The sequence below is a fragment of the Geobacillus genomosp. 3 genome, assembly GCF_000445995.2.
Lineage (GTDB): Bacteria > Bacillota > Bacilli > Bacillales > Anoxybacillaceae > Geobacillus.
The window spans coordinates 911025-923317 of the sequence record NC_022080.4 but is presented as its reverse complement, the minus strand read 5'-3'; the positions used below and the strand labels follow the sequence as shown (position 1 = coordinate 923317).

General features: G+C 54.3%; 9 protein-coding genes. 3 read left to right on the top strand and 6 right to left on the bottom strand.

Going from position 1 to position 12293, the window contains the following annotated elements; genetic code table 11:
- Window positions 1-247: 247 nt before the first annotated feature.
- From M493_RS04730 to M493_RS04715, 4 genes are all read right to left on the bottom strand, one after another.
- Window positions 248-1531, bottom strand: a complete 1284-nt coding sequence (locus tag M493_RS04730; RefSeq protein WP_020959148.1) for an IS110 family transposase — start codon at window positions 1529-1531, stop codon at window positions 248-250.
- A gap of 214 nt (window positions 1532-1745) precedes the next feature.
- Complete coding sequence (odhB, locus tag M493_RS04725) at window positions 1746-3017, bottom strand: 2-oxoglutarate dehydrogenase complex dihydrolipoyllysine-residue succinyltransferase (RefSeq protein WP_041267865.1); 1272 nt, start codon at window positions 3015-3017, stop codon at window positions 1746-1748.
- 29 nt (window positions 3018-3046) lie between these two features.
- Window positions 3047-5902 (bottom strand): 2-oxoglutarate dehydrogenase E1 component, encoded by a 2856-nt coding sequence (locus M493_RS04720; RefSeq protein WP_020959146.1) that lies wholly within the window; start codon window positions 5900-5902, stop codon window positions 3047-3049.
- A 368-nt stretch (window positions 5903-6270) separates the two neighbouring features.
- Window positions 6271-8247, bottom strand: a complete 1977-nt coding sequence (locus M493_RS04715; protein WP_020959145.1) for a methyl-accepting chemotaxis protein — start codon at window positions 8245-8247, stop codon at window positions 6271-6273.
- A 145-nt stretch (window positions 8248-8392) separates the two neighbouring features.
- On the opposite strand from M493_RS04715, the gene M493_RS04710 reads away from it, so the two are divergent.
- The 3 genes from M493_RS04710 (at window position 8393) to yyaC (ending at window position 9984) form a co-directional block, all read left to right on the top strand.
- Window positions 8393-8590: a YbxH family protein gene (locus M493_RS04710; protein ID WP_020959144.1), complete on the top strand. Its 198-nt coding sequence runs from the start codon at window positions 8393-8395 to the stop codon at window positions 8588-8590.
- An 81-nt stretch (window positions 8591-8671) separates the two neighbouring features.
- Entirely contained in the window at window positions 8672-9352 is a 681-nt protein-coding gene (locus M493_RS04705) for a GNAT family N-acetyltransferase (protein WP_023817539.1), read from the top strand.
- A gap of 80 nt (window positions 9353-9432) precedes the next feature.
- Window positions 9433-9984: a spore protease YyaC gene (gene yyaC, locus M493_RS04700; protein WP_020959142.1), complete on the top strand. Its 552-nt coding sequence runs from the start codon at window positions 9433-9435 to the stop codon at window positions 9982-9984.
- Window positions 9985-10256: 272 nt separating this feature from the next.
- On the opposite strand, the gene ptsP is transcribed toward yyaC, so the two are convergent.
- A complete protein-coding gene (gene ptsP / locus M493_RS04695; protein ID WP_020959141.1) occupies window positions 10257-11978 on the bottom strand; it encodes a phosphoenolpyruvate--protein phosphotransferase in 1722 nt (573 codons plus the stop codon).
- Entirely contained in the window at window positions 11978-12244 is a 267-nt protein-coding gene (locus tag M493_RS04690) for a phosphocarrier protein HPr (protein WP_020959140.1), read from the bottom strand. Before M493_RS04690 ends, ptsP begins: the two co-directional genes overlap by 1 nt.
- Window positions 12245-12293 lie beyond the last annotated feature (49 nt).

The following is a 12293-nucleotide window of genomic DNA, read 5'->3' as shown; positions in this document are numbered from 1 at the left end:
CTGGATCCATTTTCCTGACGTGGGAGGAAGTGTATTCGATGCACCCTTGGATCTCCGCATCGCTGATGAGGACGAACCCTCCCATGTCTCCGGGCGTCTTTGCGCCAACATTCCCTCGTTCGGTCTCGTCATCAGGCGGAGGCCGGCCAAGCTCCTTTCGGGACTCGAGGTCGAATGGATGAGATCACGCCAGCTTCTCCGGTGTCATCCTGTTGTCCAACACTTCTTCCGTTCGTGGGGGGAGGCCTTAGGCCGCCCGGTGTGGAACATGGGACAAGACGTCCTGCCTCATTCGCTCCGCGTCAAACGCTTGTTTCTTCGTGCAAATCGCAAACAGCACATTCAACAGCTTTCGGCATAACGCGACGATGGACTGCTTTCCGGTCAGCGGGTTGACGGGCCGGGTCGTATAGTACTCATGCAGCTCGCGAAACGCCTCATTGTGCCGGATCAGCGGAATCACCGCCCGAAACAGCACCGATCGCAGCCGTTTCCGTCCCCGCTTCGAGATGTGCTTTTGCCCTTTGCGCTGGCCGGAGGAGTTCTCCTTGAGCGTCAGGCCCGCCAACTTCACCAATTGACGCGGGTCCCGATAGTGGGCAAAACTGCCGATCTCCGCCAGCAGATCGATGATCGTGGCATCTCCCAACCCGTCGACCGTTTTCAGCCATTGATACTCCATCGTTGTTTGAACCAATGCCTTCAACTCGGCGTCCAACGCTGCGATTTCGGCCTCGAACTGGCGGTATTGGCGGACGAGCGCGGCGATCTCAAACCGGGCCATCGTCGTCCCTTCCGTCACCCCAATCGAGCCCTTCGCGGCGTCGATCAACGCCTGAATTTTCGCTTTCTGCGGGCATTTCAGCCCTTCGCTTTGCCGGTACGCCTCCAGAAGCTCCTCGGCGGTCCGACCCGCCATATCGGCCGGAAGCGGCGTCCACTCCAGCACCGCCAGCGCTGTTTTCCCCAGGTCGCGAAACACGGTCCAAAACTCTGGAAAATACCGATCCGTCCAACGGATGATCGCGTTTTTCACCGCCGCCTGTTCCTTCCGGAGCTTCTCTTTGAGCGTGCTCCCGACGCGCAAATCCGCTTCGATCTCGTGCAGCAGCCGGGGGACGAGGAATCGCCCGTCTTTCGCCAGCCTGGCGATGACCAGGGCGTCTTTGGCGTCGTGTTTCGTCGGCAGGTTGTCATCGAGTTCTTTCGACCGGCACACATGCGCCGGGTTGACCATGACCAGCGGGATCCCGTTTTCCTCGAGGAAGTAGGCCAGGTTCAACCAGTAGTGCCCGGTCGGCTCCACAGCGACGATCACCTGTGACTTCCCGAACGCTTTCCTCCCCTCCTGAATCGCTTCATACAGCTGTTGAAACCCCTCTTTCGACTGGAAGATCGGGAACGACTTGCGAAGCACGCGCCCCCGGTCATCCACGAAGCAGGCGTAGTGGGTTCGTTTCGCGATATCGATGCCCACGACCAATGTGTGTTCCGTGACTTGATTGATTTTCTGATTTTGTGTACAATTCATCTGAAGTCCTCCTTGGCATGATGGTAGGTATTGTTTGGCACCCCTGCATCATACCAAGAGGGCTTTTTTTGATCAAGTCCCCGGAAAAGCTCCTAACGGGAATGCTCCTTTTTGCCGGTAGTTTTCCGTAAAACAGAAAAGTTCATTCACCTCGCTGTGGCATTTGGCCGATAAAAAAGAGGGGCCGCACACTGCGGCTCCTCTGTTTTCGGTATTAACTTTCAAGCAACAAATCTTCCGGATTTTCGATCAAGTCTTTCACCGTTTTCAAGAACCCGACTGCCTCTTTGCCGTCGATGATGCGATGATCGTACGACAAGGCGACGTACATCATCGGGCGGTTTTCGATCCGCTCTTCATCGATGGCGACCGGGCGCAGTTTGATCGAATGCATGCCTAAAATGCCGACTTGCGGTCCGTTGAGAAGCGGTGTCGACAAGAGCGAGCCGAAGACGCCGCCGTTCGTGATCGTAAACGTGCCGCCCTGCAAATCGGCAAGCGACAGTTTGTTGCTCCGCGCTTTTGCGGCCAATTCGGCAATGTCGCGCTCAATTTCGGCAAAGTTTTTCCGGTCGCAGTCACGCACAACCGGGACGACAAGCCCTTCGTCGGTCGAAACAGCCACACCGATGTCATAATATTTTTTTAGTAAAATTTCATCACCTTGAATCTCAGCGTTGACGTACGGATATTTTTTCAGCGCCGCCACGGCCGCCTTGACGAAAAACGACATAAAGCCGAGACGGACGTCATGCTGTTCAAAAAACTTGTCTTTTTTCCGTTTGCGCAACTCCATGACGGCTGACATGTCGATTTCGTTGAACGTCGTCAACATCGCGGTCGATTGCGAAACTTCAAGCAGCCGTTTGGCGATCGTTTGCCGGCGGCGCGACATTTTTTCACGGATCACCGGTTTGCCGCTTTCGGCTGCCGGAACAGGAGCCGGCGCTGGCCCAGAAACCGGAGCGGCCGTTGGGGCCGGTTGCGGAGCAGCCGGCTGGGCGGCAAACGAAGCGACGTCTTGTTTCCGGACGCGCCCTAACGGATCAACGGTCGGCACTTGCGTCAAGTCGATCCCTTTTTCGCGCGCCATTTTCCGGGCGGCCGGAGAGGCGACCGGGCGTTGGCCCGGCGCCTGGGCAACCGCGACCGGTTGCGGTGTTTGCTGCTCGGCGCGGTCAGCCGGCATGACCGTTTCCGTTTCATCAACCGGCTGCGGAGCCGCTTCCGGAGCAGCCGGAGCCGACGCCGCCCCCGCGCCGATGATGGCGATCGCCTGGCCGACCGCAACGGTATCGCCTTCATTCGCCAGCAACTGTTGCAAAACGCCCGACTCTTCCGCCATAATTTCGACGTTCACTTTATCCGTTTCCAACTCACAAACCGACTCGCCTTTTTCCACATAGTCGCCCGGCTTTTTCAACCATTGAGCGATGGTGCCTTCGGTGATGGACTCTGCTAGTTCCGGGACTTTGATCTCAGCCACGTTGATGCCCTCCTCAAACGTTTCCGTAATCATCGTTCATGTTTCGTTAATGCACAGCGAATAATGCGCTCCTGCTCTTTCCGGTGGACGACCGGATCGCCTTCCGCCGGGCTCGCCCGCCGGCGCCGCCCGATGTAGCTGACGTCGACGCCTTCCGGAACGACAGCCCGCAGGCGCGGTTCCATATACGTCCACGCGCCCATGTTTTTCGGTTCTTCCTGCACCCAGACAAGTTCTTTCACGTTCGGATAGCGGGCGATGATGTCTCTCACCGCTTCTTCCGGGAATGGATACAGCTCTTCGACGCGCACGACGTGCAGCCAGTCAAGCCCGTCCGTTTTGCCGATTTGTTCCGCTACATCAATCATCAGTTTGCCGGTGCCAAATACGATCCGCTCAACCTTGTTGGCGTCGGTCCCTAATCCCGGCTGCTCGAGCACTGGTGAGAATGTGCCGTTGGCAAGCGCATCAGCGTCGGATGCCGCCAGCGGATGGCGAAGCAAGCTTTTCGGCGTCATTAAGACGAGCGGGCGCACTTCTTCTTTTTTCAGCAACGCCGCTTGTCGGCGCAAAATGTGGAAATATTGTGCCGCCGTCGACAAGTTGGCAACCGTCCAGTTGTTTTCCGCTGCGAGCTGTAAAAACCGCTCGACACGGCCGCTCGAATGTTCCGGACCTTGCCCTTCATAGCCGTGCGGCAGAAGCATGACCAGCCCGGACTTTTGCCCCCATTTCGCTCGGCCCGAAGAGATAAACTGGTCAAATATTGCTTGCGCCATGTTGGCAAAATCGCCAAACTGCGCCTCCCAAAGCACGAGCGTTTCCGGTGCGTACACGTTGTAGCCGTATTCATAACCGAGCACGGCCGCTTCCGTCAGCGGGCTGTTGTAAACGACAAATGAAGCTTTCGCACCGCTGATGTGATGAAGCGGAACATACTCTTTCCCGGTTTTCACATCGTGCAGCACTAGATGGCGCTGTGCAAACGTGCCGCGCTGCGAATCTTGGCCGGTGAGACGGATCGGCACACCGTCTTGCAAAATCGTAGCAAACGCCAACGTTTCCGCATGCGCCCAGTCGATTTTGCCGTTTTGTTCAAACACGCCGCTGCGCCGTTTTAAAATGCGCTCGAGCTTATTAAAGACATGGAAGTCGGCCGGGAACTCGAGCAGCTCCTCATTGATGCGATGAAGCACATCTTTCGCCACACTTGTTTTCACTTCCGGGAGCCGGTCGACGACCGGTTTCGGCGGATCCATAATGAAATCGAGTTCCTCTTCGTTTTTCGGCACCCGTTCATAGGCAATTTTCAGCCGTTCCGCCACCTCTTGCTCCATTTCCGCCGTTTCCCGCTCGGCGATGATCCCTTTTTCAATTAATTTTTGCGCATACAGCTGACGCACGGTCGGATGCCGGTGAATGATGCTGTACATGATCGGGTTCGTCGCCATCGGTTCATCCATTTCGTTATGGCCGAAGCGGCGATATCCGATCAAGTCGATGACAAAATCTTTTTTAAACCGCTGGCGATACGCAAACGCCAAGCTTGCCGCCGCCAAACAAGCCTCCGGGTCATCGGCATTGACGTGCACGACCGGCACTTCAAACCCTTTCGCCATATCGGAGGCATATGTGGTCGAACGGGAATCGCGGCTCTCCGTCGTAAACCCGATCATGTTGTTGGCGATAATATGAATCGCCCCGCCGGTCGTATAGCCGCGCAGCTGGCTTAAGTTGAGCGTCTCGGCCACAATGCCCTGCCCCGGGAAGGCGGCATCGCCATGAATTAAAATGGCAAAAGAAGCATCTGTCTTTTGTTCCGGCACGCCCGGTTTCGTCCGATCCTCTTGCGCGGCACGCGTGTAGCCAAGCACGACCGGATTGACGACTTCAAGATGGCTCGGGTTGTTGGCGAGCGTGATCCGCATCGTGTGTGCGCTTTTATTGCGCAGGCGGCGCGCCGCTCCTAAATGGTATTTCACGTCGCCCGTCCAGCCGTAGGTGATGGCCACCGCCCCTTCAGACGGGATGAAGTTTTTGCTTTCTGCATGCTGGAACTCGGCAAAAATCATTTCATATGGCTTGCCGAGCACGTGGGCGAGCACGTTCAGCCGGCCGCGGTGCGCCATGCCGATGTTGACGGCGTCAATCTCATGTTCAATCGCCTGGCGAACAAGTTCATCGAGGAGCGGCACCATAGCGTCAAGCCCTTCAATCGAAAACCGCTTTTGCCCGACATATGTGCGGTGGATGAATTTTTCAAACCCCTCCACTTCCGTCAGGCGGCGCAACAAAGCGACCCGCTCTTTGTTCGCCAAGCTCGGGTAGTACGCTCCGGACTCGATTTGCTGAATGAGCCAATTCCTTTCCTCTAGATTATGTACTTGCGAGAATTCAAATGCAATTTTATCGGTATAGATTTTGCGCAAGTGCAAGATGGCATCCCAGCCGTTTTTGACATGCGCCGGGGCATGCGGACAAAGAAATGCGACCGGAATGCGCTTTAAATCTTCTTCCGTTAAATCATACTCATCAAGTTCGAGGCGGCGCAGCTTTTTCTCCTCTTTCACGATCGGGTTCGTGTCGGCGGCCAGATGCCCATAATGGCGAATGCTGTCCGCCAGTTTGACAGCGGCGACAAGTTTGCTGAACACGGTCGGTGTTTCCGGCAGCCGGAACGTTTGGTGCGTCTGTGCCGCTTCGTTACCGGCAGGAGAAACCGGCTCCTCGACGACCGGCGCTCCCCACTGCTCAAACAGTCGTTTTAGTTCCGGGTCGACGCTGTCCGGGTCATCGAGATACTGTTCGTACATTTCGATGACATAACCGAGGTTCGGCCCGTAAAACTGGCTCCACGGTTGAGCGTAGTTCGTCTGTTTTGCCATCGTAAAAAAACCTCCAACTCGTTTTCGTATTCCTCGGGTCAACATGGCAGCGGTTATCAAGACGCCGCGCCCTCATTTGGCTACCATTATTCCCGAATGAACAACAAAATAACTGTATAAACGTTTTCACTGTTTATTTTAGCACTATTGTCCGTTAAAATCGACGCAGAAACTTAAAAAAATTCAACTCATTAGCATTGTACGAATAGAAAAAAAGATGGTGATAATAAAGCGGCGGAAAAAGGGCGTGTTCTGAAGGCTGCGCCAGCCCCCTCTGTTTCAGCACGGCCGCCCAAATATTAGTGAACTGGCGGCGGAATCCTGGCTGCGCCGATGAAAAAGCGCAGCCTTTGTCCGGCTGCGCTTTTTTACGATAGCTTGAATTTTTCCACGAGCTGCTTCAATTGCCGGCTCATCTCGCTCAACGTTTCCGCCGATTCGGTCACCGTCGCTAACGCCTGTAGCTGGTCATCAGCGGAAGCGGCCACTTCTTCCGCCGCTGCCGCCGATTGTTGGGCGATGGCGGCAATGTTTTGCATCGCGCCGATCACATCATCTTTGCTTCCGTTCATCCGCTTCGCTTCTTCCATGATATTCGCGAGCGCGTCGGTCAATTGTTCCATCATGCCCGTAATTTTCACAAACGAGTCGCCGGTTGTATGCACCGCTTCCCGCTGTTCGCTATACGCCTGTTTGGAACGGCCGACGGCCTCGATGGCCAATCCAGCTTGCTGCTGAATGGCTGCAATCGTCGTGCGAATCATTTCGGTCGCTTTCGCCGATTGTTCCGCCAGCTTTCGCACTTCGTCGGCGACAACGGCAAATCCTTTGCCATGCTCGCCGGCGCGCGCCGCCTCAATGCTAGCATTTAACGCGAGCAAGTTCGTCTGTCCGGAAATAGCGGTAATCGTCTGAATAACCTCATCAATTTCATCCATTTTTTTCACGAGGTCGCTAATCACGCTTTCTACTGCGGACAGCTCGTGTTTTGCTTCCTCCGATTTTTGCTGCAGGACATTTAAATGCTCCAATCCATCATAACTGGCCGTTTTCGTGTCGTTTGACAGCGATTCCATGCTGGCTGTCGCACCTGTTACCGCTTCAATTTGCTGGGACAGCGCCGACGTCTGCTCATTGATTGTATCAAGGCTTCCAGCCTGGTCGGTTGTCCCTTTCGCAATTTCACCGATCGCTTTCGCCACTTGTTCGCTCGTTGCCATCGTTTCTTCCGAGACGGCGCTTAAATGATCGGCAGAGGCTGCTAATTCGTTCACCGATCGGTTCACTTCGCCGATCAACGCGCGCATATGATCGATCATCTCATTGAAATGATGCGCAAGGCGGCCGATTTCGTCTTTGCCGGTGGTGTGCACTTGCACGGTCAAATCACCGTTTGCTGCTTTTTCCACTTGTCCTTGCAACGCCATTATCGGTCTGGTGATCGAGCGCGCCAAAAAATAAACGGCAGCAAACGCCACAATAAGCGCAATCGCTGTAATGACAAGCATGTTCATCCCGAGCGAACGGCTCATCGCGGATAAATCGTCTTCCTTATAAACAGCACCGATCTTCCATCCAAGTTCCGGGACGGTTGTAAAGTACATGACTCGCTGTTCACCGTCTTGCTCGTATTGGCGCATTCCTTTTTCATGCTCGAGCATATAGCGGACCGTCGCATCTTTAGCCATATTTTTCCCCTTATATTCCGGATGGACGACCGCCATTCCTTTCCCATCATACAATACCGGATAGCCGTGATAACCGACATCGCTCCCATTGACGATTCTCGTTACCGCATCAAGCGTCATATCGATGCCGACGACAGCAGCGATCCGTCCGTTTTCGCTCACTGCCTTGGCCAATGTCACAACATGGTTGCCGGTAATGGCATCGACATACGGCTCGGTCCATACGACTTCATCGGGACGCTCCATCGCTTTCTTGTACCATGGGCGGCTTGTCGGATCGTACCCATCCGGGAATTGTGCCGTCGGCGCAATATGCATCGTCTTCCGCTCCGTGCCGATATAAATAAATTGCACATTTTCATGGAGGCGCAAAAACGTGCGGAACTGTTTCTCGAGCTGCGGCCACGTTTTTTCATCTTGAACCATTTGCATGGCCGACGGTGACTCGCTAAACTGCACTAAGCCGTTTTCTTCGCTTTGAAAACTGTCGCGAATATCGCCAAGAAGGCCATCAAGCGCTGCTTGCGCCCGTTGCTTCACATCAGCATCCACCATTTTCCGCATTTGCATAACGCCGACGAGTTGCGTCGCAGCCAACGAGACAATCAACAATAAAGCCATCAAGACGATCAATTTGCTGCGCAATGTCCGGAACACTCGCTATTTCTCCCCTCTATTTCCTCTTTTTGTCGAACCATGTCCATTATAAAAGGACAATCGTCCTGCGTCTATAGGATGAGCTTCTTATTCATACATAGAGAGCCGCGCCTGTGGGACATTAAACATAGGCAGGTGAATCACAATGGGCGCGATCGAACACGAAGGCTATATGTTTGAGATCGAGTACAGCGTCTTGCTGCAAAAGGGGGCGCTGCACGTTTACCGCAACGGTGAATTTATTGAAGAAATCGAATTTTCGTTTTCCGGTGAAAAACCGGACGAGCAGCAAATCGAGTCCTTGGTCAGCGAATACGTCAAACAGCACGTCTACGGCCGCTAAACAGCGGCCGTTCTCTTTTCTTGCCGCGTTTTCCCCTTTTCGGTTATGATGGGAGTAAAAACTAAGGGGGATCGATTGGCGATGTATGAGAAACAGTTGTACGTTTTCGACGGTGACATTCCGTGCAAGGCGGTCATCCGCAACTATACGAAAGATGACTTTTCCGCCCTTATCCGCGTGCAGCAAGAAAGCTTTCCGCCCCCGTTCCCGTCCGAGCTGTGGTGGAATGAGGAGCAGCTGAACAACCATATCACCTTGTTTCCGGAAGGAGCGCTTTGTGTTGAAGTTGACGGACGCATCGTTGGGTCCATGACCGGCCTCATCGTCGATTTTGATCCGGCTCATGTCGATCATACGTGGGAAGAAATCACGGACAGCGGCTACATTCGCAACCATCGCCCGGACGGCAATACGCTGTATGTCGTCGACATTTGCGTTTCCCCGCCGTATCGGAAGCTCGGCCTCGGCAAATGGCTCATGCAATCGATGTACGAAGTCGTCGTCCACCGCGGGCTCGACCGGCTGCTCGGCGGCGGGCGCATGCCCGGCTACCACCGTTATGCGGGCGAACTGACGCCGGAAGCGTACATCAATAAAGTCGTCGCCGGCGAACTGAAAGATCCGGTCATTACGTTTTTGCTTCGCTGCGGACGCACACCGCTTGCGATTGTCCGCAATTATTTAGAGGATGAAGAATCACTCAACCACGCCGTGTTAATGGAATGGCGCAATCCGTTTAAGCAAGTAAAAGGAAAAAAGTAACAACAATAAAAAGAAAGGAATCGCCGGCAGCAGCCGCGAAATAAGAAAAGGAGAATATAGACGGAAAGGAATCGCCATCGATGAGACCGATTTCCTACAGCGATCCGCTCGCTCCTTTTCTTATTCGCAATGAACTGTTTTCTTTGCTGCCGGCACATGTCCCCCGTTTGACCGTCGTTTGCATCGGCAGCAACCGCATTAACGGTGACAGCTTAGGGCCGTTCGTCGGCACGCTGCTTGAAAACGCCTATCCGGATCATTTGACCGTAATCGGCACACTCAGGCAACCTGTTGATGCGACAAACATCCGTCGCGTGTGCGAACAATTGCAAACCGAAGATGGGACGTACGTAGTGGCAATCGACAGCATTGTCGGGCCGCGGCCGTTTGTCCATACGATCGCCATCCGCCCTGGCGCCCTTTCCCCTGGCACTGCGCTCGGCAAATCGCTGCCATCGATTGGCGACATCAGCGTGATGGGCGTCGTAATGGAAGATACCGCCGATATGAGCGCACTTCCGTACACGAATTTGCACATTGTTTACCAAATGGCCAAAGTCATCGCTCTCGGCCTTTCGCTTACGGTCCGGCAGCGGTATGGCTATGAATCGTCGACGCCGCTGTTGGCTTGAGCAGAACGCGGAAACATATGCCCTGCCTGTGAACTACCCACCACCTGCGCTTTGCTTAGAGGCGGGGGCTTCTCGGGTAATCCCATCTCATGATGGGAAATGGACCGAGCGAACCCCGTGTCCCCTACGGTTCTGGCAGACGTTAGGATACGCCTGATCGAAATTCATCTCCCATTTTCCCTTCGTTTAGAAGTGGGAAACTTCTTTTGGGGGAATGGCAAAGACAAAAAAGGCGCAACGGCCGATTCATGCCGCTGCGCCTTTCGCGATGATCAAGCCATATGGAACGTTTGTTTGACAAACGACACAACTTCCTCGGCCGTTCCGAGCGACAGCACCGTCTCTTTGATACCGGCCGCCTTTTCTTTCGACAGCTGTTTCAACTGGGCGCGCGCCGGCAAAATCGAGGTGGCGCTCATGCTGAACTCATCGAGCCCCAAGCCGAGCAAAACCGGAATCGCAATCGGATCGCCGGCCATTTCACCGCACATGCCGACCCATTTCCCTTCGCGATGAGCGGCATCGATCACGTGGCTGATGAGCCGTAAAATCGCCGGATTGTAAGGCTGGTACAAATATGAAACACGTTCGTTCATCCGGTCGGCTGCCATCGTATATTGGATCAAGTCGTTCGTTCCGATGCTGAAGAAATCGACTTCTTTCGCAAACTGATCCGCCATGACGGCAGCCGCCGGAATCTCGACCATCATGCCGACTTCAATTTCATCCGCGACCGGAACCCCTTGGCGGAGAAGCGCCTCTTTCTCTTCAAGCAAAATCGCTTTCGCCTGGCGGAATTCATCGAGCGTTGCGATCATCGGAAACATGATTTTCAAGTTGCCGTACACGCTCGCCCGCAGCAAGGCGCGCAGCTGCGTCCGGAACATATCTTGCATCTCAAGGCAAAGGCGGATGGCCCGGAACCCTAAAAACGGGTTTAGTTCTTTTGGCAGCTGCAAATACGGCAGCTCTTTGTCGCCGCCGATGTCAAGCGTGCGCACAACGACCGGCTTGCCCTTCATTTGCTCAAGCACCGTTTGGTAGGCGGCAAACTGCTCTTCTTCGGTCGGCAAATCTGAACGTCCCATATATAAAAACTCCGTCCGGTACAAGCCGATGCCTTCCGCACCGTTCGCGAGCACACCTTTTACATCGTCCGGCGTGCCGATGTTGGCCGCCAGCTCGACATGGACACCGTCAGCTGTTACGGTCGCCTCGTGGACGAGTTTCGCCCATTCCGCTTTTTGCGCTTCATAGCCGGCCCGTTTTTCCTCATAACGGGCGAGCAGCTCTGGCGACGGATTGACAACCACTTGTCCGTCAAGCCCGTCGATGATGACGATGTCGCCATTTTTTACTTCCGCCGTCACCGCCTTCGTGCCGACGACGGCCGGGATTTCGAGCGAGCGGGCCATAATCGCTGAGTGCGATGTCCGCCCACCGATGTCAGTCGCAAATCCTTTGACATATTGGCGGTTTAGTTGCGCCGTATCGGATGGTGTCAAATCCTCGGCAATGATGACGACTTCTTCAGAAATCAAGCTCGGGTTGGAGGTGGCAACGCCGAGCAAATGAGCGAGGACGCGCTTCGTGACATCGCGGATGTCAGCGGCCCGCTCTTTCATATATTCATTGTCCATGCCTTCAAACATGGAAATAAAGAACGATGCCGTTTCATCAAGCGCATACTCGGCGTTCACTTGTTCGGTTTTAATTTTTTCTTTAATCGGATTGAGCAGCTCCGGATCGTCAAGCACCAACAAATGGGCGGCAAAAATGGCGGCTTTGTCTTCACCGAGCTTTTCAAGGGCGTGTTGTTTAATCGCTTCAAGCTCTTCCTTCGCCTTGGCGACCGCTGCTTCAAGCCGCGCCACTTCCGCCTCGGCATCGGCGACAGCTCGTTTTTCAGCCGCCAAATGAGGGGTTTCTAAGCGGTATGCCTTGGCAATGGCAATACCGCTCGATGCAGCAATCCCACGGATAGTTTTTTCCATTACTCGGCAAGGCCTTCTTTCGCCAACGTGTCCGTCAACGCTGCCATCGCCTCTGCTGCATCGGCCCCTTCTGCCGTAATTTTAATCGTGGCCCCCTTCGGAATGCCTAACGACATGACGCCCATGATCGACTTTAAATTCACCGTTTTGTCGTTGTACTCGAGCTGAATTTCGCTGTTAAACTTGCTCGCCGTTTGCACCAAAATCGTCGCCGGGCGGGCATGAATGCCGGAGTCTGAAGTCACTGTAAACGTTTTTTCTGCCATCGTTCATCAATCCCCTTTTCGTTAATTTTTCCTTGCTATCATATCAAAT

What these genes read in the sequence shown, in the direction of transcription:
- ptsP (WP_020959141.1), bottom strand. Translation starts at nt 11,978, where the DNA reads ATGGAAAAAACTATCCGTGGGATTGCTGCATCGAGCGGTATTGCCATT.
- M493_RS04720 (WP_020959146.1), bottom strand. Translation starts at nt 5,902, where the DNA reads ATGGCAAAACAGACGAACTACGCTCAACCGTGGAGCCAGTTTTACGGG.
- M493_RS04710 (WP_020959144.1), top strand. Translation starts at nt 8,393, where the DNA reads ATGGGCGCGATCGAACACGAAGGCTATATGTTTGAGATCGAGTACAGC.
- M493_RS04730 (WP_020959148.1), bottom strand. Translation starts at nt 1,531, where the DNA reads ATGAATTGTACACAAAATCAGAAAATCAATCAAGTCACGGAACACACA.
- M493_RS04705 (WP_023817539.1), top strand. Translation starts at nt 8,672, where the DNA reads ATGTATGAGAAACAGTTGTACGTTTTCGACGGTGACATTCCGTGCAAG.
- M493_RS04690 (WP_020959140.1), bottom strand. Translation starts at nt 12,244, where the DNA reads ATGGCAGAAAAAACGTTTACAGTGACTTCAGACTCCGGCATTCATGCC.
- yyaC (WP_020959142.1), top strand. Translation starts at nt 9,433, where the DNA reads ATGAGACCGATTTCCTACAGCGATCCGCTCGCTCCTTTTCTTATTCGC.